19 protein-coding genes are annotated in these 22,017 nt (G+C 62.2%); 6 read left to right on the top strand and 13 right to left on the bottom strand.

Translation table 11 applies throughout. The annotated features are described in order from the left end of the window. Positions 1-83: 83 nt before the first annotated feature. Positions 84-479: a winged helix-turn-helix transcriptional regulator gene (locus KJQ12_RS03280; protein WP_213483467.1), complete on the bottom strand. Its 396-nt coding sequence runs from the start codon at positions 477-479 to the stop codon at positions 84-86. 124 nt (positions 480-603) lie between these two features. Between KJQ12_RS03280 and KJQ12_RS03275 the strand changes: the two genes are divergently transcribed. Next, positions 604-1,614, top strand: coding sequence for a zinc-dependent alcohol dehydrogenase family protein (locus KJQ12_RS03275; protein ID WP_213483466.1), 1,011 nt, complete (start codon positions 604-606; stop codon positions 1,612-1,614). Between the two features lie 91 nt (positions 1,615-1,705). On the opposite strand, the gene KJQ12_RS03270 is transcribed toward KJQ12_RS03275, so the two are convergent. The 6 genes from KJQ12_RS03270 to KJQ12_RS03245 form a co-directional block, all read right to left on the bottom strand. Continuing rightward, positions 1,706-2,752, bottom strand: coding sequence for a glycoside hydrolase family 88/105 protein (locus KJQ12_RS03270; protein WP_041854312.1), 1,047 nt, complete (start codon positions 2,750-2,752; stop codon positions 1,706-1,708). Positions 2,753-2,791: 39 nt separating this feature from the next. Further along, the gene (locus tag KJQ12_RS03265) at positions 2,792-3,631 is read right to left on the bottom strand and encodes a carbohydrate ABC transporter permease (protein WP_015254537.1); all 840 of its coding nucleotides are present in this window, start codon (positions 3,629-3,631) and stop codon (positions 2,792-2,794) included. 4 nt (positions 3,632-3,635) lie between these two features. Next, on the bottom strand, positions 3,636-4,538 hold the full coding sequence (locus tag KJQ12_RS03260; protein ID WP_015254538.1) for a carbohydrate ABC transporter permease: 903 nt from the start codon (positions 4,536-4,538) through the stop codon (positions 3,636-3,638). After that, a complete protein-coding gene (locus tag KJQ12_RS03255) occupies positions 4,538-5,911 on the bottom strand; it encodes an ABC transporter substrate-binding protein (protein WP_213483465.1) in 1,374 nt (457 codons plus the stop codon). The genes KJQ12_RS03260 and KJQ12_RS03255 overlap by 1 nt, the downstream gene beginning before the upstream one ends. Before the next feature lie 135 nt (positions 5,912-6,046). Then, positions 6,047-7,597 carry a response regulator transcription factor gene (locus KJQ12_RS19730; protein ID WP_213483464.1) on the bottom strand — a complete coding sequence of 517 codons (1,551 nt, stop codon included), beginning with the start codon at positions 7,595-7,597 and terminating at the stop codon, positions 6,047-6,049. Further along, a complete protein-coding gene (locus KJQ12_RS03245; RefSeq protein WP_213483463.1) occupies positions 7,572-9,359 on the bottom strand; it encodes a cache domain-containing sensor histidine kinase in 1,788 nt (595 codons plus the stop codon). Before KJQ12_RS03245 ends, KJQ12_RS19730 begins: the two co-directional genes overlap by 26 nt. A 155-nt stretch (positions 9,360-9,514) precedes the next feature. Between KJQ12_RS03245 and KJQ12_RS03240 the strand changes: the two genes are divergently transcribed. The 4 genes from KJQ12_RS03240 to KJQ12_RS03225 are packed head-to-tail and all read left to right on the top strand — an operon-like array spanning position 9,515 to position 13,493. Next, complete coding sequence (locus KJQ12_RS03240; RefSeq protein ID WP_244860392.1) at positions 9,515-11,020, top strand: spore germination protein; 1,506 nt, start codon at positions 9,515-9,517, stop codon at positions 11,018-11,020. Continuing rightward, positions 11,017-12,114 (top strand): GerAB/ArcD/ProY family transporter, encoded by a 1,098-nt coding sequence (locus KJQ12_RS03235; protein WP_213483461.1) that lies wholly within the window; start codon positions 11,017-11,019, stop codon positions 12,112-12,114. The genes KJQ12_RS03240 and KJQ12_RS03235 overlap by 4 nt, the downstream gene beginning before the upstream one ends. After that, positions 12,101-13,330 (top strand): Ger(x)C family spore germination protein, encoded by a 1,230-nt coding sequence (locus KJQ12_RS03230; protein WP_213483460.1) that lies wholly within the window; start codon positions 12,101-12,103, stop codon positions 13,328-13,330. Before KJQ12_RS03235 ends, KJQ12_RS03230 begins: the two co-directional genes overlap by 14 nt. Positions 13,331-13,343: 13 nt before the next feature. Then, the gene (locus KJQ12_RS03225) at positions 13,344-13,493 is read left to right on the top strand and encodes a hypothetical protein (RefSeq protein ID WP_213483459.1); all 150 of its coding nucleotides are present in this window, start codon (positions 13,344-13,346) and stop codon (positions 13,491-13,493) included. Here KJQ12_RS03225 and KJQ12_RS03220 read toward each other — a convergent pair. From KJQ12_RS03220 to KJQ12_RS03210, 3 genes are read right to left on the bottom strand one after another with little or no spacing between them, the layout of a single operon-like run. After that, entirely contained in the window at positions 13,472-14,623 is a 1,152-nt protein-coding gene (locus KJQ12_RS03220; RefSeq protein WP_213483458.1) for a glycosyl transferase, read from the bottom strand. The genes KJQ12_RS03225 and KJQ12_RS03220 overlap by 22 nt on opposite strands. A gap of 3 nt (positions 14,624-14,626) precedes the next feature. Continuing rightward, positions 14,627-15,805, bottom strand: coding sequence for a glycosyltransferase family 4 protein (locus KJQ12_RS03215; RefSeq protein WP_015254547.1), 1,179 nt, complete (start codon positions 15,803-15,805; stop codon positions 14,627-14,629). Next, positions 15,802-16,845, bottom strand: a complete 1,044-nt coding sequence (locus tag KJQ12_RS03210; protein WP_213483457.1) for a nucleotidyltransferase family protein — start codon at positions 16,843-16,845, stop codon at positions 15,802-15,804. The genes KJQ12_RS03215 and KJQ12_RS03210 overlap by 4 nt, the downstream gene beginning before the upstream one ends. Positions 16,846-17,260: 415 nt before the next feature. On the opposite strand from KJQ12_RS03210, the gene uraA reads away from it, so the two are divergent. Then, positions 17,261-18,550, top strand: a complete 1,290-nt coding sequence (gene uraA / locus KJQ12_RS03205) for a uracil permease (RefSeq protein ID WP_213483456.1) — start codon at positions 17,261-17,263, stop codon at positions 18,548-18,550. Between the two features lie 51 nt (positions 18,551-18,601). On the opposite strand, the gene KJQ12_RS03200 is transcribed toward uraA, so the two are convergent. The 3 genes from KJQ12_RS03200 to KJQ12_RS03190 all read right to left on the bottom strand — a co-directional run bounded on the left by KJQ12_RS03200 (position 18,602) and on the right by KJQ12_RS03190 (position 21,928). After that, a complete protein-coding gene (locus tag KJQ12_RS03200; RefSeq protein WP_213483455.1) occupies positions 18,602-19,552 on the bottom strand; it encodes an aldo/keto reductase family protein in 951 nt (316 codons plus the stop codon). Between the two features lie 120 nt (positions 19,553-19,672). Beyond that, the gene (locus KJQ12_RS03195; protein ID WP_213483454.1) at positions 19,673-20,404 is read right to left on the bottom strand and encodes a glucosaminidase domain-containing protein; all 732 of its coding nucleotides are present in this window, start codon (positions 20,402-20,404) and stop codon (positions 19,673-19,675) included. A 714-nt stretch (positions 20,405-21,118) separates the two neighbouring features. After that, the gene (locus tag KJQ12_RS03190; protein ID WP_041854316.1) at positions 21,119-21,928 is read right to left on the bottom strand and encodes a carbohydrate ABC transporter permease; all 810 of its coding nucleotides are present in this window, start codon (positions 21,926-21,928) and stop codon (positions 21,119-21,121) included. Positions 21,929-22,017: the final 89 nt, after the last annotated feature.

Raw genomic sequence — 22,017 nt, 5'->3', positions numbered from 1 at the left:
CCGCCCCCGTCCGTCCAAAAATGAAACGCGCCGCAATTTCAACGCCAGTATACAACGGTCCGCCGAAACGGACAACGGCATGTTCACTCGGCGGCATCCCGCTGCCCGTACTTCCGGTCGTATTCCGCCCGCGCCGCTACCACCTCGGCGAAGTGCTCCGCGGCCCAGGTCCGGAACCCGCGGATATGCGGCATCAGCGAGCGTCCGAGATCCGTCAGCTCGTACTCGACGGCGGGCGGCACGGTCGGATGGACGATCCGCCGGATGAGTCCGTCCCGTTCCAGCCGGCGCAGCGTCTGCGTCAGCATTTTCTGCGTGATGTCCTGAATGCGCGCCTCGATCTGCCGATAGCGCTGCCTGCCGCCGTCGAGCGCGTGAAGCACCAACACGGTCCACTTGCTCTCCAGCAGCTCGAGCACCCGCCGGTACAGACATTCGCCCAGCGAAATGTCGCCGCCGGCCGCATCCGGTTTCTTCATGGATCCTCCACTCCCTTCCGCAGCGCACCTGAAGGTGCGCAACACACTTTAAAGTGCCTTCTTCCCAAAGAATAGAAGATCGGCTACGTTATGTCTATCCCGGTTGGAAGGAGTGGTGATCAACATGAAAGCTTATGAATTGCAAGGCTTCGGGCTGGACAACCTGCGCCTCGTCGAGCGCCCCGTTCCCGTCCCGGGACCGGGCGAAGCGCTCATCCGGATGCGGGCCGTCACGCTCAATCCGCGCGATCTCGGGGTGATTGACGGATTTTACTTTCCGGATCTCAAGTTTCCGGTCATTCCGGTGTCCGACGGCGTCGGAGAGATCGTCGAGCTCGGGCCGGGGGTTCAGCGGTTCCGCGTCGGCGACCGGGTCGCCGGCACGTTCGCCCAGGGCTGGATCCACGGCGATCCGCCGATCGGCTGGCATACCCGGAGCCTCGGCGCTCCGCTGGACGGCGTGCTCGCGGAGTACGTCGTCCTGCCGGAATCCGGCATCGTCCGCGTGCCCCCGCATCTGACGGACGCGGAGGCCGCCGCCCTGCCGATCGCCGGGCTGACCGCCTGGCAGGCGATCGCCGAAGTCGGGCGCGTGCGGGCCGGCGACGCGGTCGTCGTGCAGGGAACGGGCGGCGTCTCCGTCTTCGCCCTGCAATTCGCCAAGCTGCACGGCGCGCGCGTCTTCGTCGTCTCCGGCAGCCAGGCGAAGCTTGAACGAGCGCTTCAGCTCGGCGCCGACGCCGGCGTTCTCTACACGGAAGAGCCGGACTGGGACCGGAACGTCATCGAATGGACGGACGGCCGGGGCGCGGACCTCGTCGTCGACATCGGCGGAGCGGCGACGCTGAATCGGTCGGTGGCGGCCATCCGCCCGGGCGGCGCCGTCTGCCTGATCGGCATCATGTCCGGTTCCGCCGCGGAGGGGCTGCAGCTGGTGCCGACGTTCCTCAAGCGCGCGCGGCTGCAGGGCATCAACGTCGGCAGCCGGGAAATGTTCGAAGCGATGAATCGCGCCATCGCGGCGAACGGACTCCGGCCGGTCATCGACAGCGTTTATTCATTCGACCAGGCGATCGCTGCGTTTGCCAAGCTCGGCGAAGGCCGGCACTTCGGCAAGATCGCAATCGCATTCTGATTGCCGCGGCGTCAAACAAATAAAGGAAGCCCCGGACCTTGCCGGGAGCTTCCCCTGCGATGCCGCGGGACCGGATGCGGTCCCGCCGCGTTCACGCGAACACGCGCGACTTCGAACGGAGAAGGTCGGCGAGGAACACGAGCGCCAGTCCCTGGCCCCAGCCTTGTACCCGCTTGTGCGACACGCCTTTGTACCCTTCGGCGTCGAACATGACGGCCGTACCGGCGGAGACGCCGCGCACCGAGCCGTCCGGCGCGATCCGGCCGAGGATGCCTTCGATGGCCCGGTTGACCGCCTTGTTGTACAGCGATCCGCGCGACAAGAGCGCGGCGGCGATGCCCGCCGAACCCGACGTCTCCGTATAGGAGGTCGGATCGGTGAGCACCGTGTGCCACAGCCCGTCCTCACCCTGCAGCCGCACGAGCGCGCTGAGCAGATCGCGCAGCGAGCCGTCGATAATCATGTAGGCCGGGTCCGCCACATGGATGAGCGGCAGCGCCTTCGCCATCGTGAGCGCCGCCCATGCGTTGCCGCGGGCCCAGTAGACGCCGGACATATGGTTCCGGTTGATGTTGTCCCAGCCGTGATAGTACAGGTTCGTCGTCTCGTCCTGCAGCACGTCCTCATGGCCGTGGTACTGCCGGATCCCGTCGCGGAAATACGGCGCCCCTTCCCCTTCCGCGCCGATCAGGTGCCCGAAGCGGACGAGGAACAGCCCGGCCATCATCATCGTGTCGACCCACGCCTGCTCCGGGAACTGATACTCGACCGAATTGACCGTATGCTGGATGATGCCGTCTCCGAAGCGCGGCGCTTCATTCGCCAGATAGTCCGCAAGCTTGCGCGCCGCATCCAGATAGCGGCCGTCTTCCGTATATTGATAGAGCGAGATGAGCGCATGGCCGATCGACACGCCGTTCACGGACAGTTTCGGCAGTCCGTCTTCCAGCTGCTCGTCGACCCAGCTTTTCACCCGTTCGATATATTCGCTATTCCCCGTTGCTTCATACGCTTCGCAGACGCCGTAGAACGCGACGCCTCCCGGCCAATCCCAGTTGAAATCCATCCGGAACGTGCGGTCGACGACCCGGTCGATCGCTTCGCGAACCGCATCCTCGTCAAAAACAAGCGGCGGCATATCCTCCACTCCTTCCGTCATTGAAACGCAAAACGCCTCCTATCCTTTCAGTCCGCTCGTGCTGATCCCTTCGACGATCTGCCGCTGGAACAGGAAAAACACGATCAGCACCGGAATCAGGCTGACGACCGACATGGCGAACATGGCGCCCCAGTTCGAGATCGTCTCGGCATCGAGATACATCTTGAGCGCCATCGACACCGGATAACTGCTCGGCCGGTTCAGATAGAGCAGCGGCCCGAGCAGATCTTCCCACCGCCAATAGAACGAGAAGATGGCGGCCGTCGCCATCGCCGGCATGATGAGCGGCACGATGATCTGCCAGAACAGCCGGAATTTGCCGCAGCCATCGATCGTCGCCGCTTCGTCAAGCTCGGACGGGATCGACCGGATGAACTGGATCATCAGGAAGATGAAGAACGGCGCCCCGAAATAGGCCGGCACGACGATCGGCTTGATCGAATTGAGCCAGCCGAGCTTGGCGAACAGAATGTACTGCGGCACGAGAGCGACTTCGAACGGCAGCATGAGCGTCATCATCATGACGGCGAACCAGAACTTGTTGCCCTTGAATTTCAGCCGCGCGAAGCCGAAGGCGACCAGCGCCGACGACAGCACCGCGCCGATCGTCGCCAGCACGACAAGCACGAGCGAGTTCTTGATGAAAATGCCGAAATGCAGTCCGCCGATCCCTTTCCATCCGGTCACGTAATTGTCCCAGATCCACGGGTCGGGAATGAGCTTTCCCGCCGTTACGAAGATCAGCTCGCTCGGTTTGAACGAACTCATGAACAGCCAGATGACCGGGTACACCATGAGGAACGCGCCGCCCGCGGCCAGGAAATGGTAAGCGGCCCGCCTGAGTCTTTTACCGGTCATGGCTTCAGTCCTCCTTCGTCTCGTAGAACACCCAGTATTTCGACGTCGCGAACACCAAAGCCGTGAGCAGCGCGACGATGAGCAGCAGAATCCACGCCATCGCCGACGCATATCCCATGTCATAGAAGACGAACGCCTGGCGGAACAGGTAGAGCGAATAAAGCAGCGTGCCGTCGAGCGGACCGCCTTCCCCTTTCGAGATGATGTACGCCGGGATGAACGTCATGAACGCCGCGATCGTCTGCATGATCGTGTTGAACAGGATGACCGGCGTCAGCAGCGGCATCGTGATGCGGAAGAAGCGCTGCAGCGGATTCGCGCCGTCGACGGAAGCCGCTTCGTACAGGCTGGGCGGAATGTTCTTCAGCCCGGCCAGGAAGATCAGCATCGACGAACCGAACTGCCAGACCGACAGCGTGATGAGCATCCAGAGCGCGGCGGCCGGATCGGCGAACCAGCGGACGCTCTCCAGACCGATCAGATTGAGCGCCAGATTGATGATGCCTTCGTCGCCGTACAGGTTCCGCCACATGATCGAGACGGCGACGCTGCCCCCGATGATCGAGGGCAGATAGTACACCGTCCGGTACAGACCGACCGCCCGTGAAGCGCGGTTCAGCAGCAAGGCGATCAGGAGCGCGAACGTCAGCCTGAGCGGCACGCCGACGAAGACGTACAGGAATGTCACCCGGAGCGACCGCCAGAACTTCGGATCGCCCGCAAACATTCGCTCATATTGCTCAAAACCGACCCACGACGGCGCCGTGAACAGATCATAATCCGTGAACGACAGGTACAGCGATGCTGCGATCGGAAATGCGGTGAAGATCAGGAAGCCGAGCAGGAACGGGCTGATGAACGCGTACCCGGTCAGTTGATTTTTCCAGGCTGCGAACCGCATGGGCATCACTTGTTGCGGGCCAGGATGGCGTTCGCTTCTTCGCGGAACCGTTTGGCCGCGTCTTCAGGCGACAGCTTGCCGAAATCCATCGCTTCGGTGATCTCCTTGAACAGCGCGATGATTTCCGCCGCACCGTTCGGATCCGGCGGATCCATCGGCGAGCTGTTCTCCTGCGCCCAGGCCACGTAGTCGAATACTTTGATCAGCGCCGGATCGAGCGTCGGCTTCACCGCTTCGATCACCTGGCTGTTCACCGGCACGCCGCGGTCGCCCTTGATCAGCTTGTTCGCCTCGATGTCGTTCACCCAGAAATCGATGAACTTCGCCGCTTCTTCCTTATGCTTCGAGTTCTTCGAAATGGAGAAATACATCGACGGCTTCAGATACAGCCCCTGCTCGCGGTTCGGACCCGGCATGTGCGCCATTTCGAGCGGCCGGTTCGCCACCTGCTGCAGGCCGACGAACTGGTTCGTCCACTGCCAGACGCCGACCTGCTGCCCCTTGACGAGCAGATCGTCTTCAAGCCCCTTGATCTGCGCCTTCACGTCGGGCGTCGGCGTATCGCCGTCCGCGACGAGCTTCGCCAGCGGCGCGAAGAAATCGATGAAGAGCTGGTCGTCGTCGTAGCCGAGCGACGTGCCGTCCGGGCTGTACAGATGCTGGCCCTTCGTCCGCAGATAGTAGCCGAAGAACACTTCCGGACGGAAACCGCTGTCAAAATAGAGCCCGGCTTCTTTCGCCTTGCCCGCCAGCGCGTAGTAGTCATCCCAGGTCCAGTTCTCGTCCGGCTTCTCGATGCCCAGCTTCTTGAGCAGCTCGGGATCGTACTGGAACTGGATCGTGTTGACCCCGATGTTGAAGCCGTACAGCTGATCGCCCAGCTTGCCGCCGGAGATGGCGTTCTCGCTGATGTGGTCGGTGTTGATGATCGTGCCGAGGTACGGCGTCAGATCTTCGAGCTGCCCCTTGCCGCCGTATTGCGACAGATACGAGATGTCCATCTGGATGATGTCCGGAAGATCGTTTGCCGCAGCTTGCGGAGCCAGCTTCTTCCAGTAGTCGTCGAAGTTTGCGTATTCCGGCTCGATTTTCACATGCGGATATTTCTGTTGATACATCTCGATGACTTGCAGCGTATAGTCGTGGCGCGGCTGCGAACCCCACCAGGCCATCCGGAGCGTGACCGGTTCCGGATCTTTCGCGCCGCTGTCCGACTTGCCGGCCGAATTTCCCGGCGCATTGCCGGACGATCCGCCTTCCGAAGATTGCGCGTTGCCTCCGTTTCCGCCGCTTCCCCCGTCATTTCCGCCGCCCCCGCCGCATGCGGCGAGCGCCAGCGTGAGCAGGACGGTGAGCAGCAACATCCATCCGCGTCTCATGTTCTTTGCATCCCCTCTCGACTCGGTTATGGTGACTGCATTTTCATTATGGGATAAGGATGAACGGGCCCGGAATGCAAATTTCCGTGTGGAATGTTCAAAAATCAGAGACGCGGACAACCGCCCTCATGCCGTTCATACCGAACGCTTGTATTCGGAAGGCGTGAAGCCGGTATGGCGCTTGAACACCTGGCTGAAATATTGCGGATTGTCCCCGAATCCGATCCGGTCGGCGATTTCGTACACTTTCACGTCGTCCGCTTCCTTGATCATCTCGATCGCCTTCTCGATGCGGAGGCGGGTGACATACTGGGAGAACTTCTCCCCCGTCGCCTGGCGGAATAATTTGCCGAGATAGTCGGGATTCATGAACAGCACTTCGCGGGCCGCCCAGTGCAGCGACAGCTGCGGATTGCCGAGATGTTCGCGCACGCAGGCTTCCAGCTTCGCGACGATCTCGGAGTGGCGGGTGCGGTGCCGCTCGTAATTCGCCTCGCACACTTCACGGACCGCCTGTGCGATATGGTCGGTCATGCCCTGCAGCGTATCGAGCCGGTCGAACGCTTCGATCGCCTTCATGCGGCGGTCGAGCTCAGCGGGATCGCCCTGCCGCATGCAGCCGATGTAGAGCGGGATGAGGAGCGACTTCGCCACCGCGGCGGCGGGCCGCATCTTCGCCAGCGCTTCGAAGAAATCGCCGAGCATCCGCCGAGCCTCTTCCCAATGGCCGGACTTCACCAGCAGCCACAGCCGCTCCTCGTCGATCGCCGGCGGTTCGACTTCCGGCCCGGACGCCGCCAGCTCTTGCTTCGTGATGAGGCCGCCTTCGCCCAGATAGAACCGGTACGCGAGACACTCCTGCGCCTCGCGATACAGGCGGCGCGCCTCGGCCGCTTCGCCGGGCTCGCTGAGCGCGGCCGTCGCTTCCCGCCGGTAGAAACGCGCGAAGGTCTTGAGCACGGTGTCGACGCCGGCGGCCAGAAGGTCCGGCTCCGCCTCGCCGCTGACGAGCAGGATCACCTGCCGGCCGTCCGCCGTGCCGAGCAGCACGAGACTGCCCAGCAGCTCTTCCGCCATGTTCTTCAGCGCGAACAGCAGCTCGAATTCGGGCCCGCCTTCCGGCTCGAAGACGAGCAGCCGCACCCGGCCGCCGCCTTCCGGCAGCCCGGCCAGCCGCACGATGCGCTCCCAGTCGGATCGGCCGTACGTTTTGTTCGTGACCAGCTCCTGCAGCATCCGCTCGCGCGCGTGCGGCAGCACCTGCGCGAGCCGCTCCTCGGTCTGGCGGATGAACGCCTCCCGGCTGAGCCGTCTGTCAAGCTCGGCCACGGTCGACTTCAGCGCCTCTTCGATCGCCCGCTCGTTGCACGGCTTCGTCAGATAGTGCTTCACGCCGTAACGCATCGCCGTGCGCGCGTATTCGAAGTCGCCGAAGCCGGACAGCATGATGAACTCGATGTCCGGCTGCGTCTCCTTCACCGCCTCGACCAGCTGCAGCCCGTCCATGCCGGGCATCCGGATGTCGGTGATGATGATGTCCGGCTTCTCCCGCTCCGCCAGCGCCTTCGCGTCCAGCCCGTTGCGGGCCGTTCCGATCAGCCTCGCGCCGCAGGCTTCCCAGTCCATGATGGCGGAGATCCCTTCGAGAATAATGCGTTCGTCATCGACCAGCAGCACGCGGTACATGTTGGTTTCCGCCTCCTTCCCTTATCGGCAGACGCAGTCTGACCCGCGTCCCTTCCCCGCGCCGGCTCGCGATGTCGAGGCCGTACCCCTCGCCGAACAGGAGCCGGATCCGTTCGTCGATGTTGCGAAGCCCGACGCCCGAACCCTTCGGCTTGACCTCGCCCGACTTGAGGCGCATCAGAATCGACTCGTCCATGCCCGGCCCGTTGTCGCTCACCGTAAGCTCGATCAGGCCGTCCTTCTCTTCCGCCGTAATCGCGATGACGCAGGTGTCCGTCATTTTCTCGAGCGCGTAATTGACGGCGTTTTCGACGAGCGGCTGCAGCGACAGCTTCGGGATGAGCACCGGCATGAGCACATCCGGCACATCCAGCCGGAAATCCAGCCGCTCCTCGAATCGGATGCGCTGGATGTTGATGTAGTGCAGCACGATCCCCAGCTCCTGCGACAGCGGAATGAGCGGCTCCTTCAGGCTGATCGAGCTGCGCAGCAGGAAGCCGAGCGACTCCACCATGCTGGAGATATGCGGCTGGCGGGCCATTTTCGCCGACCAGTTGATCGTCTCCAGCGTGTTGTAGAGGAAGTGCGGATTGATCTGCGCCTGCAGCGCCTTGAATTCGGATTCCTTCACGGCAAGCTGCCTCGCGTAGCCTTCGCGGACAAGCTCGTCGATCCGCTGCAGCATGATGCGGAAGTTGCGGTGGAGCTGCCCGGTCTCGTCCATCGGCATGTCCCGCTGGTCCTCGTCGTCTTCGTAGGCGAAATTGCCCATCTGCACCCGCTTCATCTTCGCGCTCAGTTTCTCGATCGGACCGGTGATGCCGCGGGCGAACCGGAAGGCGAAGAAGACGGTGAGCAGGAACAGCAGCAAGTAGGCCAGCAGCGTCCAGTTCTTCACGTCGGCCAGCCGATGGAAAATGTCGTCGTACGGAATCAGCGTCACGTATGTCCATTCGGTGTAGGCGGAAGGCAGCTGGGTCAGAAAATAGCGGCGGCCGCCGAGCTCGATAATGTCATAGCCGTTCGACGCCGCGGCGGCGTATGCGCGCAGCAGCCGCTCTTCGCCTTCAAAACCCGCCGGTCCGAAGATCATCCGCTCCTTGCCGTAGATGAGGAGCGCCGCCTTGGCCGGCAGCGAGGCGCCCGCCACATCGGCGGTCAGCCGGTGCATGTCGATCCGGATCGCCAGAACGCCGAGACTTTCCAGGCTGAGCTGCTCGTACGAGCGGATGAGCCGGGCGGCGGCCAGCGCGCCGTCTTCCTCATCCGGTTCAATCCACGTGTTGCCGCCCTGTGTGAGCGAGGTTTCCCTCTCCAGCAGCCGGATCCGGCCGGCCGTATAGGATACGGGCGCCTTGCCCACCGAATATTCCCCGCCGTGCGCGTCGATCAGCTGCACCGAGCGGACGTGGTTGTCCAGCCCGCCCAGCAGGACGATCCGCTCCCGGATCTGGTACGACGCCAGGTAGCGGTCGTAATCGCTGCCGGCATCCTTGATCTTCCTGAGCTGTTCCTGGATGACTTCGTCGATCGCCATCCGGTACGACTGCTGCTGCACCTTGCGCAGCTCGTTCTCGATCGCCGCCGCCGTCTGGTTCAATGCGGCGGAGGACTGCTCGTAGATCTCGCGGTCGTAAACCTCGAACGCGTACTGCTGGACGACGACGATCAGAATGCCGAACGTCGCGATGACCGCGGAGATGAGCACAAGCAGCTTGTATTTGATGCGCAGGTTGCGGTAAAGCGTTTTCAAATCCGCCAATGCCATGCCGCCTCCTTGGGTCCGGGCGCGTTTGCCGTCATTGTAGCAGAAACCATTGTAACAGAAAAAAGCAAGATCACACAGCAATTACATATTTGCTCCATCGAAAGGCCAACACTAAAGTGACAGGCATCGCGGGAACTGGAGGGAATGGCATGACGACGCAGACGGATGGGAAGACGGAACTCTCGACCCGGCTTTCGGCCAATCTGGACCGGATCAAGCGGGACTTCGCCTACCCGTCCAACGAGGCGCTCATCATCCGCAATCTGGTTGTCGCGTCGTTGAAATGCGATGCCGCCGTGCTGTATCTGGAAGGCACGGCGGATGTCAACGAGATCGAAAAACGGATCATCGAGCCGCTCATCGAACGGACGAACACCTCCTTCAAGAACGGCAATCCGCTCGACGCCGTGCGGCTGGAGATCGTCACGCACCGCACCGGCAAGACGGCATGCACCTTCGATGCGATCAACGAAGGATTGCTGAACGGATGGACGATCGTCCTGGTCGAAGGCGTAAACCAGGCCCTGAAGTTCGAAACGCGCGGTTTCGAAACGCGCCAGGTGTCGGAGCCGATCGTCGAACACGTCATCCGCGGGCCGAAAGAAGCGTTCACCGAATCGGCGGCCATCAACCGTTCGCTCGTCCGCAAATATTTGCGGGACCGCCATCTGGTTGCGGAGACGCTCACCGTCGGCGACCGTTCGGTGAGCGAAGTGACGATCATGTATGTGAAGGATCTGGCGGACCCGAACATCGTGGATTCCATCAAACAGCGTATCCGGGCGGTCCGGACGGACGCCGTCCTGACCCTGCCGATGCTTGAACAATATCTCGACGATCATCCGTATTCGCTCGTGCCGAGTTCGCTCAACACGGAGCGTCCGGACCGGGCGTCCGCTTTCCTGCTTGAAGGCCATGTCATTCTGCTCATGGAGAACTCGCCGGCGGCCCTGGTTTTGCCGATCACAATCTGGTCCTTGTTGCACTCGGCGGAAGATCATTACATGCGCTGGGCGTACAGCAACTTCATGCGCATCATCCGGCTTTTGGCCCTGTTCGTCGCCGTCATGACGCCGTCCGTGTATATCGCGGTCGCGACGTTCCATGAAGAAATGATTCCGACCGACCTGCTCCTCGCCATCGCGGCGACAAGAGAAAAAGTCCCGTTCCCCGCCCTGCTCGAAGTGCTGCTGATGGAATTCGCGTTCGAACTGGTGCGGGAAGCGGCGATTCGCGTGCCGACCGTCATCGGTCCGACGATCGGCATCGTCGGCGCTCTCATTCTCGGCCAAGCCGCCGTCGAGGCGAACATCATCAGCCCGATTCTTGTCGTCATCGTGGCGATGACCGGCATTTCATCGTTCACCATACCGGAGCCCAGCCTGAACTTCGCTGTCCGGATCACGCGTTTCATTCTGCTCTTCGTGGGCTCGTTTCTGGGCTTTTTCGGCATTGCGCTCGTCATCGCCTGTTTGCTGGCCTATCTGACCACGTACTCCAGCTATGGCGTGCCGTTTCTGTCGCCGCTGACGCCGCATTACCGTTCGTCGGCCGACATGATTCTGCGGATGCCGGTGCACAAGGAGCGGATGCGCCCGCTTAATCTCAATCCGCAGGATTCCGTGCGGAGACCGGAGAGGATCAAGAAACGATGAACACATCCATGCAAGAGAAAGTCGGCGGCCGCGAATTTACGTCCATCTTCCTGATCGCGGTCGGGATGAAGCTGTCGGACATCACGACGACGATTCTGTTCGAATCGGGACAGACGGCCGGATGGATGATTCCGCTGCTCTCCCTTGCTTTCATGCTGGTCGCATACGTCGTGCTCATGTCCGTGCTGAAACGCCGGGCCGGACAAGGCCTGCCGGAGATCGTGTTCACCGTCGGCGGCAAGTTCGGCGGGGGGCTGATCTGTCTCCTGCTGTTCGCCGCCGCCCTGCTCATGACGGCGGTGACCAGCCGGGGATATGTTGACATCATCAATGTCATGGTCTACCAACAGTCACCGCTCTACGCGCTGTACCTCATGCTGATGGCGGCGGCATTCTACGTTGCATCCCGCGGGTTCGCGGCGATCGCGAGAATCTCCTGGGTGCTGATTTTCCTGATTGAAGGGGCGATCTTCCTGCTGATCGCCATCATGTGGCAGGACATTGACTGGATGCGCCTTTATCCGTGGGCGGGACCGGGCGTGTTGGCAATCGTGCGAACCGGATTCATGCACAGCGCGATGTTCGGCGAGATCATTCTGGCCACCGCGCTTGTGCCGCAGGTCACGACGTTCAAGGCGTTCCGGATCGGATCGGCCGTCGGGTTCATCGTCTCCAGCTTGAAAATCTCATTCCTGATGGCCGTCTACCTCTCCGTGTTCGATTATCCGGAGATCATCCATATCGCCTATCCATTCCAGCAGCTCACGAAGAACACGTCGTTCGGCAGGGTGTTCACGCACGCGGAATCCCTCTTTATCGGCTTCTGGCTCGTCATTTCCGTGATCTATTTCGCGTTCTATATTTACCTGCTCGCCTATCTTTTCGGCCATGCGCTGCGCATGAACCGGTTTCAGAATCTGCAGTTGCCGATGGCCGGGCTGGTCGTCTTCATCGGACTCATTCCCGGCAATACCGAGCAAGTCCGGAGCTACTGGGAACTGCTCATCAGTTACAGCACGGTTCTGTACGGCGCGCTGCCTTTCGTCATCTGGCTGCTGGACTGGAACTGGAGGAGACGCCATGCGAAAACTTAAGCTTGCGCTGATTCTGCCATTGTTTCTCGTCGCCGGATGCTGGGATCATCTCGAACTCGAAGAGCAAGCGTTCGTCGTCGTCGTCGGGCTCGACAAAGGGCCGGGGAACACGGTCGAGGTGACGTTCCAGATCGCGAACCCGCAGATCGGTTCCAGCGATATCGGCACGGCGGAAGGCGAGCCGCCCAGCGACACGGTCCGCTTCACGTCGCCGGACATCCTGTCCGCGAAGGAACTGGCCAATTCCGTCGTCACCCGGACGATCAACTTCGCGCATCTGAAGACGATGATCGTTCACGAGGCGCTTGCGCGAGACGAGGCGTTCCCCCACATTGCGGGCGCCGCGATCCGCGATCCGGAGCTGCGGCGCGAAGTGGCGCTGATCGTGAGCCGGGAGAAGGCGTACGACTTCATCCAGAAGAACCGCCCGCGCCTCGAGACGCGGCCGCACAAATATTTCGAACTGATGCAGCAGCGCTGGCAGGAGACGGGATTTGTGCCGTTCTCGACATTCAACCAATATTTGCAGCAGCAGGTCGTCGACTCGATGTTTCTCGCCATCTATGCGACGGCCGATCCGAAAAATTACCGCGTCTCGCGCAAAGACGACTATCTGGCCGGCGAGGTGCCGAAACATTCGGGCGATCCGGTCCAGATGATGGGGGCGGCCGTCTTTCGGAACGGCCGCATGATCGGCACGCTGACCGGGCAGCAGATGCGCTGGGCGCAAATGCTGCGCCACAAGTCGAACATCGACGCGTTCATTACGTCGTTCCCCGACCCGCTGGATGAACGGGCGATGGTCACCGTGCGGCTGTTCAAGAACGGCGGGACGAAGGTCCGGCTGAATCTCGCCAAAGAAAGACCGGACATCCACGTGACGATTCCGCTGCGCGCCCAGATTCTCTCGTTCACCAGTCTGCAGCCGTACGCGACGGATACGGAGAAGCAGATACTGCTTGAACGGCATTTGAAGGAAGAGATCGAGCAAGAGGCGCTTGACGTCATCCGGCTGTCCCAGCGCAAATTCCAGGGGGATCTGTTCGAGTGGGAATTGATCGCGCGAAAGCAATTCATGACCATGCCGGCCTATCAGGCCTACGGTTGGGCCAGACATTACAGGAAGGCGAATGTGAAGGTCAAGGTTGATCTGCGGATCGAAAACTTCGGCAAACAGCGGACGCCGTACAGTGAAACGGTCAAAGGGGGTGACTGAACTGGGGGGCTTGATGTTCCTCATCGCGCTCGGCCTGACCGGCTATTCGCTCGCGCAGGCCTGGCGGAGCTGGCGCGGCGGCAATGCGGCAGCCGGACTCGGCATCGCGCTGCTGTCCGGCTGCTTCCTGCCGCTCGCCATCTATCTGATGCTTCGCGACTGAACCGCGCTGCCGCATTGCCCGTTCTCCGCGCCGCCCAACCGCCGGACGACCGCTTCCGTGAGCAGATACGCGATGGTGGATTCGGCGCCGCGGTTCGCGTTCGGCCCGTCGGGCGTGAGCCCGTCGCAGCAAGAGCCGTCCGCGGGGTCGGCGATCGCCGCGCCGCAGTCGTTCCGGCCGTGGAACCACGCCCGGCATGCGAGCGCGGTCTCCCGGTACTCCCGTTCCCCCGTCACCCGGTATCCGGCTTCGGCGGCCAGCGCGAGCTTGAACGCTTCAATCGGCTGTTGATCCCATCGGGCCGTGCCTTCCCTCGTTCCCCATCCCCGGTTGCCGATCGGACGGATCGCCCCTGACGGCGCCGCCATCCGCTCGGCCAGGAAGCGGAACGTGTCGCGGGCGGCGGCCAGCGCGTCGCCCCAGCCGAATGCGGCATGGGCTTCGAACAGCGCCCAGGGCAGCAGTCCGTTGCTGTACGTCATGACCGGCTCGAACCAGTGCCATCCCGGTCCCGCCTCGCGGCGGTATTTGTCCAGAAGCCGGCTCTTCAGTTCGGCGGCCAGCGACCGCACCCGCTCTCCGGCGAACGGCAGAGGCGCATCGTCCCGCCGCTCGGATGCGCCGCCGCTGCGCTCCAGCAAGGCGCAGGCCGCAAGCGCATAGGCCCAGCCGCGCGGCATGGTCATCGTACGGGCCGCGGGAAACGCATGCGCCAGCAGATCGGGCACCGCCGGCGCGAGCCGCTTGCCGAACGGAACGGAGATCGTCCGGGCGAGCGCCCAGATCGTCCGTCCGAGGCAATCGTCCGATGGATATTCCGATTCGGGCCGGCGCTCGTAATCATAATTGTTGTGGAACCGGCCGTCCGGCTTGCGGGCCCAGTACAGGAAACCGGCGTATCGTTCCGCCAGTTCCGGCAGCCCCTCCGCTTCGGCCAGTCCGGCATCCAGATCGATCCACTCGATGCACGCCCACAGCGCCCGCGCGTTGTCGTCCGTCGTATAGCCTTCCGCACGCCGCGGAATTCGCCCGATGGCATGTTCGAGGAGACCGGTGTCGTCGGTCAGCCGCCTCAGATGCCGGAATCGGATCTGCTGTGTCGGCTTCTCCATCGTCAGATTCGCCGTCATGGGTCAACCCTCCGCCGTCGAGGCCGTCACGTCCGCGACGCGGCTCTCGCGCCGGAACAGCTCCAGATGCGCGCGTCCGACGACCGGCCAGTGCATTTCCGCGCCGATCCGGGCGATCCGCCGTTCGATCCGTTCGAGCGTTTCGGCCGAACCGAGCAGCTCCGCCAGCGCTTCGGCCCAGGCGTCGGCATCGGAAGCCGGCACGAGGAGCTCCGGGCAATCCGCCAGCAGATCCCGCGCATAGACATACGGCGTGCTCAGCACCGGCCGGCCGAGTCCGACGGCGTAAGCCAGCGTGCCGGATGTGATCTGCTGCATGCCCGGATACGGGGTGACGTACACGTCGCAGGCAGTCAGAATTTCGGCCAGTTCGTTCTCATCCATGTAACGGTCGATCATGAGCAGATGGCGTTCGACGCCGAGTTCGGCGGCAAGGGCGCGCAGCTCGCCGCGATAGGATTCGCCTTCAAGTTTCAGCACTTCCGGGTGCGTCTGCCCGACGATGGCATACAGCACGTCGGGCGCGCGGCCGGCGAGCTTCGGCAGCGCCCGGATGACGGTTTCGAGCCCCTTGCCTCTGCCCAGGAGGCCGAAGCTCATGACGACTTTGCGGTCGTTCCAGCCGAGCCGTTCCCTGAGCTTGCGGCGGGCGTCCCGAGGAGGCTGCGGCGTGCCGTGCGGAATATATGTTATGCGTTCGCGGGGCACGCCGAACGCTTCGGCGACGTAGCGGACGGCCGTTCGGGTCATGACGATGATCCGGTCGCTCAATTCCGCGATGCGCTGTTGCACGGCGCGGTACGGTTCTTCAGGCCGTTCGAACACGGTGTGGAACGTCGTGACGACCGGGATGTCCATTCGCTTCAGCGATTCCAGCAAGTCCAGCACGTACTCGCCGGCTTCGCCGCCGAAGATCCCGAATTCATGCTGAAGCGAGACGAGATCGGCGCCGAACGCTCTGATCCGCTCCGCCGCCCGGCGGTATTCGGACCGTTCGTCTTTCGGCAGCGGGTGGACGCCTCTCCCGTATGTATGCTCATCCGGGATGTTCGTGAGGGCGATCACGAGGTCGCTTCCCTTCCCTCCGGAAGCCGCGTTCACGGCTTGCCGGAGATGATGGGTGTAGGTCGCAATGCCGCATCGTCTCGGTACATAGGTGCCAATATAAGCGATCCTCGTCATATCGTCTCGGCCTCCGGAATGACGTTTACGACGGCTTCATGCAGCAGGTGCCGCGGGTCGATCTTGAGCCCGCTGCCGACAATGCAGCGGTTCAGCTGCGCCGCTTCGGCCGCCGTGCAGCGGTCCCACAGGATGGAATGGGTAACCCGTGCGCCGCGTCCGATGACGCAGTCGTCGCCGATCACGGCATAGGGTCCGACGACGGCGCGCTCGCCGATCGTCACCCGGCTGCCGACGAGCACTGGCGGCACGAGCATCGCGCCCTGTGCGATTTCGGTATCTTCGCCGATCCGGATGCCGCGCCCGAGCTCTCTGCCCGGAAGTTCGAGCTCAAGCTTTCCGTCGAGCAGATCCCAGTGGATGCGGCGGTACCGATCGCTGGTGCCCATGTCCATCCAGTATCCGCTGACATCGGCTCCCTGCACGCGATGCCCGGCCGCGATGAGCGACGGGAACGTTTCACGCTCGATCGACACTTCACGCCCCGCGGGGATAGCTTGCAGGACATCGCGCTCCATGATGTAGATGCCGGCATTGATACGGTTCGACGGCGCCTCGCCCCGCGGAGGCTTCTCCACGAAGCGGACGATCCGCCCGTCTGCCGACTGTTCGACGACGCCGAACTGCGACGGGTCCGCCACTTCGACCAGGCCGATCGTCACCATCGCGCCGCTTCGCTCATGCGTTTCGACCAGCGCGCGGATGTCCGCGCGGTGCACGATGTCGGCATTGATGACGACGAAGCGGCTGCCGAGCAGCGCTTCGGCATTTTTCACGGCGCCGGCCGTTCCGAGCGGCACCGGTTCGTGCGTATAGCGGATGTCGACGCCAAGCTTTCGGCCGTCGCCGAAATAATCGATGATCCGTTCCGGATAATGCTTGACGGCGATCACAATTTCGCGGATTCCCTGTTCCTTGAGTCCGGCAATCAGATGTTCGAGCCAGGGCCGATTGCCGACCGGTGCCATCGGTTTCGGAAGCCGCTCGGTGAGCGGTCTCATGCGTGTACCGAAACCTCCAGCGAGCAACAATGCCTTCATGCTTCCAATCCCTCCCGACACGCTTGGTATTTTTGGGAAAAAAGAAGAACGCCCGCTGATCCAAATGTTTTCCCGCGGCTGACAGCCCGACGATACGAGCGTCCCGGGAAGAAACGGTTCAGATTAGGGAACGTTCATGGAGATGAGTGTTGTTAGCACTCGATTGCATTGACTGCTAATATCAGGGTAAAACGGCTGTTGCAATCCGATCAAGCGGGATATGCGCCCGGTATGGCGATTTCTGGCTGCTGACGGGGGTTGTATCTCCTTTTTTCTTCCATTTTCTCAAGAAAGGACCGCTGTCCTCCCGGCATTCAGAAGCCGTTTTCATTTTACGTCTGGCATGTGCTAATGGCGGATGGTATAATGAGTCGGTTTGGTTTTTCGACAAATTCTTCAAGACTGGAGGACACCCATGCAACCTGCCTTGCAAGTCCATGAACGGCCCGGCTTCGGTCCGGGTGTGCTGCTCAGCCTGCAGCATCTGTTCGCCATGTTCGGCTCCACCGTGCTCGTGCCGATCATCTTCGGCGTCGACCCCGCGACGGTGCTGCTGATGAACGGGATCGGCACGCTGCTCTACCTGCTGATCTGCAAGGGGCGGATACCGGCCTACCTCGGGTCCAGCTTCGCCTTCATTTCGCCCGTAACGTTCCTCTTGCTCGAGCGGGGCGCCGGCTACTCCGAGGTGCTCGGCGGGTTTGTCGTCGTCGGCGCGATCTTCACGGCGGTGGCGCTGCTGATCGGACGCATCGGCACGAAATGGCTTGATGTCGTGTTTCCCCCGGCCGCCATGGGCGCGATCGTCGCGGTCATCGGACTTGAATTGATTCCGGTCGCCGCGCGCATGGCCGAATGGATCGCGCCGGACGGAGCGGATGCGTCATGGTCGCCCGATCCGAAGAAGATGCTCGTCTCCGTCGTCACGCTGCTTGTCATTCTGCTCGGATCCGTGCTGTTCAAAGGTTTCCTGCGGATCATCCCGATTCTTGTCGGCTTCATCGTCGGCTATCTGGTCGCCTGGTCACAGGGACTTGTCGAATTTGACACCGTCAGCCAGGCGTCGGCGTTCGCCATCCCCGAGTTCACGACGCCGCGCTTCGAATGGTCGGTCATCCTGATCATCGCGCCCGCGGCGCTGGTCGTCATCGCCGAGCATATCGGCCACCTCATCGTGACGGGCAACATGGTCGGCAAGGATCTGTCCCGGGATCCGGGTCTGCACCGCTCGCTGCTCGGCAACGGCTTGTCGACGATGCTGTCCGGCTTCGTCGGATCGACGCCGAACACGACCTACGGCGAGAACATCGGCGTCATGGCGATCACGCGCGTCTATTCCGTCTGGGTGATCGGCGGCGCGGCCGTCATCGCCATCGTCATGTCGTTCTTCGGCAAGCTGTCGGCGCTGATCGCCTCGATTCCCGAAGCCGTCATCGGCGGCGCTTCCCTCATGCTGTTCGGCGTCATCGCGTCCGCCGGCATCCGGATGCTGGTGGAGACGAAAGTCAACTACGCCAAGCCGTCGAACATCGTGCTGACGACCGTCGTCCTCGTCCTCGGCATCAGCGGCGCGACGTTCAAATGGGGCCATCTCGAGCTGAAGGGCATGGCGCTCGCGACGGTCGCCGCCATTCTGCTGTCGCTCCTGTTCAAGGCGTTCGAATTGATCGGCTGGCTCAAGGAAGACAAGGCGGATTCCCATTAAAAAATGAAACAGGCATGCGGCCGTTGGAAACGGCTGCGTGCCTGTCCTTTTTTATTCGCTGAGGATGGCCTCGATCCGGTCGAGCGCTTCCTGCGGGAGCACGACGCCCGACGCCTTCGCGTTCTCTTCGAGCTGCGACGGCTTCGTCGCGCCGACCAGCGCGCTGGCGACGATGTCCTGGCGCAGCACCCAGGCGAGCGCAAGCGTGCCGAGCGACAGGCCGAGCTCCTTCGCCACCGCGTCAAGCTGGTCGACCTTCCGCAGATGCGCTTCCGTCAGGAAGTTTTTGATCCACATGTTCGTCTTCGGATCGGCGGCGCGGCTGTCCTTCGGCAGTTCGCTGCCGAGCCGGTATTTGCCCGTCAGCACGCCTTGCGCAAGCGGCGAATAGACGACCTGCGCCACGCCGTACTTCCCGCTGACCGGAATGACCTCCGCCTCGATTTTCCGGTAGAACATGTTGTATTGCGGCTGGTTGACGACGATCCGGTCAAGCAGATACTTGTCCGCGATCCGCATCGCTTCCTCGATCTGCGCCGCCGACCATTCGCTGACGCCGGCATAGAGCACTTTGCCCTGGCGGATCAGGTCGTCGATCGTGCGCAGCGTCTCTTCGACCGGCGTTTCCGGATCGTAGCGGTGGCAGTACAGGATGTCGACGTAATCCTGTTTCAGCCGCTTCAGGCTGGCGTGCACCTGCTCGAACACATGCTTGCGGGACAGCCCGCGGTCATTCGGCCCGTCGCCCATCGGGAAGAACGCCTTCGTCGCAAGCACGTACGATTCGCGCGGGTACCGCGGCAGAATGTTGCCCAGGAGCTTCTCCGCTTCGCCCCGTTCGTAGACGTTCGCCGTGTCGATGAAGTTGATGCCGAGCTCGAACGCTTTTTCAATCAGCTGTTCGCCGATGTTGCCGTCGACCGTATGGCCGTATGTCATCCAGCTGCCGAAGCTGATTTCGCTCACCTTCAGCCCCGATCTGCCCAATTTCCGGTATTTCATCTTGCCGCACCCCTCTGCTCTGCCATGAATTCATGTAAACACGCGTTCATATTACCACATCCCGATAAAGCTGTCCAACTTCCCCCGTCATTGCGGAAATCCGGCATTACCGCCTGTCGGTCACACCGCTTTGCTCAATTTGCGATGATCGCGCTTCATGATCGACACGACGAGGGACGCCCATTTCGGGTTGGCGGGACAATATTTCTTCCCCACTTTCTCGATCGTCGAATAGCCTTTGGCGATGTAGCTTTTCGCGATGAGCGATCCGAATTTGTAGACGCTGTCGCTCTTCGTTTCGAAGCTGTACGCTTTCTTGCTGCTTCCGCCGGTCGCGTTCAGCCCGAACAGGTTGTTCTTCTCGCGCGCCAGCTTGCTCTTCCCGTTGCCGCTTTCCAGCTTCATGACGGCGATCGTGAACAGGGCGTTGATGCCGTGTTCGATTTCGATTTCAAGGATCGCTTTTTCCAGTCCGTGCCCTTCAAGCGCCGTTCCTTCCAGCAGTTTCGCGATGTCTTGCTCCGTCATGCCGGAGGAAGACTTCACTTTTTTGGTCAGCGGCGCGGGACCGGCGCTGTCGTCGGACGGTTCGGGCTTGTAGATCGCATGCTCGGCGCGGACGGACGGCGATGCCGACGCGATGGCCACTTCGCGGGCGGCGTTCTTCACCTGCTCGGGCTCCGGGTCGGCAGGCTCCGCATACGCGCCGTGGATGTAGGTGCCGTCTTCGAGCGCCAGCCAGCCGTTCTCCGTCTTGCCGACGACCTTCACCCGATCGCCTTGTTTGAGCAGATCCCGGATCGGCGAATGTTTGTCGGGCTCGGCGCGCACGTTCAAATAATACGCGGTCACGACGTACGAAACCGGCTGATCTTGCGGGGGTTCGGACGGCTGCGGGATTTGCGGCGATGGCGCGGACTCCGGCTCCGTGAAAGATTCCGGCGTCCGGCCGGAATCCGTTTCTGCCGCGATCTCCGGTTGGGGCGAAGGTTTCGGATCGTGTGAAGCTGCCGTATCATGAAGGGCTGTGGTTTCATTATCGCGCACGGCGGAAGAAGGTGCCGGGGCGACGGCTTGTGGCGAAGCGTCAAGCCATCCATATTGCACAACCGGTTCGCTGACCGGCGGTACGGGCAACGTTTCATGCACGGCGCCCTGGAGTTCCCGGGCAAACGCCCGCGATTGGTACGCGGCGCCGTTATCCGCACCGGGAGCGTCGGGCCAGGCGGCGGTCACGCCCAATGCGGCGACAAGCGCTATCCATACGATTCGGAACAAACGGCCGGCTGCGGCTGACATTCCCATCACCTCTCGGTCCGAATTGCGGCCGCTTCGGCGGATGGCCGGGCGGCCGTCAGGCCTTGACCATGATGTTCGATGTCCAAATGCACTTCCCATTGTATCCGTTGTCCGCCGAGAAGCTTGTCATAACGCCGCGCGCCGTTTCGGTGAACCTTTGTCGAAATGAAATGGACCGCCGCGCATGGGCGGCGGTCCCGCTTTCCGGTCTGTCTAACCTTGGCCGACCGTCGTGCCGAATGAAGCGGTATTCATGTGAAACGCCGTTCATTTGACGCCGCTGTATACGAACGCCCGGATGATCTGGCGCTGCGCCGCGAAGAACGCGAGCAGCACCGGAACGGCCAGCATGACGTTGGCGGCCATCAGCACGTTCCAGGTCGCCGTCCCTTCCGTCTCGCGGATCTTCGCGATGCCGAGCGGCAGCGTGCGCGCCGATTCGTTCGTCGTCATGACGAGCGGCCAGAAATAATCGTTCCAGTGCGTAATGAAGCTGAACAGCGCGAAGGTGACGAGCACGGGTCTGGCGAGCGGCGCCATGATGCGCAGCATGATCTTCCATTCCGGCGCGTTGTCCAGACGGGCCGCCTCGATCAGTTCCTCGGCCGTCTGCATGAACGATTGGCGCAGCAGGAAAATGCCGAAGGCGCTGGAGGCGAAAGGCAGAATGAGCGCCAGATGCGTATTGAGCAGCTTCCAGTCGCTCAGCATCAGGTACACCGGCAGGAAGATGAGCTGCGCCGGGATCATGAGCGTCGCCATGACGAGCCCGAACAGCAGCCCCTTGCCCGGGAACCGGAACCGGGCGAAGGCGTAGGCGGCCGGAATGATCGTCAGCATCTGCAGGATCAGGATGCCGACGGAGACGATGAAGCTGTTCAACAGATAAGTGAGAAACGGGCCCGAGTTCCATGCAACGGCGTAGTTGCTCCAGACCGGCTCGGCCGGAATCCATTCCGGAGGGAAAATCATCGTCTCGGGCAGCGTCTTCAGCGAAGTCGAGAGCATCCAGGCGAACGGCAGCGCGAAGGCGCAGACGAGCAGCAGCATGCAGGCCCGGTTCGCCGCGAACAGCATCGCTTCCAGGACGGCGCGGATGCGGCGTACGGCGAGCGGCCGCCGCACGCCGGCCGCCTGGCCGATGGCCGATCTTCTTCCGGCGTCAT

Origin of the sequence: Thermobacillus xylanilyticus (genome assembly GCF_907165215.1) — a bacterium.
GTDB lineage: Bacteria > Bacillota > Bacilli > Paenibacillales > Paenibacillaceae > Thermobacillus > Thermobacillus xylanilyticus.
Note: the sequence above shows the minus strand (reverse complement) of the source record. Positions and strands in the feature narration are given on the sequence as shown.

What these genes read in the sequence shown, in the direction of transcription:
- KJQ12_RS03200 (WP_213483455.1), bottom strand. Translation starts at nt 19,552, where the DNA reads ATGAAATACCGGAAATTGGGCAGATCGGGGCTGAAGGTGAGCGAAATC.
- uraA (WP_213483456.1), top strand. Translation starts at nt 17,261, where the DNA reads ATGCAACCTGCCTTGCAAGTCCATGAACGGCCCGGCTTCGGTCCGGGT.
- KJQ12_RS03230 (WP_213483460.1), top strand. Translation starts at nt 12,101, where the DNA reads ATGCGAAAACTTAAGCTTGCGCTGATTCTGCCATTGTTTCTCGTCGCC.
- KJQ12_RS03225 (WP_213483459.1), top strand. Translation starts at nt 13,344, where the DNA reads ATGTTCCTCATCGCGCTCGGCCTGACCGGCTATTCGCTCGCGCAGGCC.
- KJQ12_RS03255 (WP_213483465.1), bottom strand. Translation starts at nt 5,911, where the DNA reads ATGAGACGCGGATGGATGTTGCTGCTCACCGTCCTGCTCACGCTGGCG.
- KJQ12_RS03240 (WP_244860392.1), top strand. Translation starts at nt 9,515, where the DNA reads ATGACGACGCAGACGGATGGGAAGACGGAACTCTCGACCCGGCTTTCG.
- KJQ12_RS03235 (WP_213483461.1), top strand. Translation starts at nt 11,017, where the DNA reads ATGAACACATCCATGCAAGAGAAAGTCGGCGGCCGCGAATTTACGTCC.
- KJQ12_RS03190 (WP_041854316.1), bottom strand. Translation starts at nt 21,928, where the DNA reads ATGCTGTTCGCGGCGAACCGGGCCTGCATGCTGCTGCTCGTCTGCGCC.
- KJQ12_RS03210 (WP_213483457.1), bottom strand. Translation starts at nt 16,845, where the DNA reads ATGAAGGCATTGTTGCTCGCTGGAGGTTTCGGTACACGCATGAGACCG.
- KJQ12_RS03275 (WP_213483466.1), top strand. Translation starts at nt 604, where the DNA reads ATGAAAGCTTATGAATTGCAAGGCTTCGGGCTGGACAACCTGCGCCTC.
- KJQ12_RS19730 (WP_213483464.1), bottom strand. Translation starts at nt 7,597, where the DNA reads ATGTACCGCGTGCTGCTGGTCGATGACGAACGCATTATTCTCGAAGGG.
- KJQ12_RS03265 (WP_015254537.1), bottom strand. Translation starts at nt 3,631, where the DNA reads ATGACCGGTAAAAGACTCAGGCGGGCCGCTTACCATTTCCTGGCCGCG.
- KJQ12_RS03220 (WP_213483458.1), bottom strand. Translation starts at nt 14,623, where the DNA reads ATGACGGCGAATCTGACGATGGAGAAGCCGACACAGCAGATCCGATTC.
- KJQ12_RS03280 (WP_213483467.1), bottom strand. Translation starts at nt 479, where the DNA reads ATGAAGAAACCGGATGCGGCCGGCGGCGACATTTCGCTGGGCGAATGT.
- KJQ12_RS03260 (WP_015254538.1), bottom strand. Translation starts at nt 4,538, where the DNA reads ATGCCCATGCGGTTCGCAGCCTGGAAAAATCAACTGACCGGGTACGCG.
- KJQ12_RS03215 (WP_015254547.1), bottom strand. Translation starts at nt 15,805, where the DNA reads ATGACGAGGATCGCTTATATTGGCACCTATGTACCGAGACGATGCGGC.
- KJQ12_RS03270 (WP_041854312.1), bottom strand. Translation starts at nt 2,752, where the DNA reads ATGCCGCCGCTTGTTTTTGACGAGGATGCGGTTCGCGAAGCGATCGAC.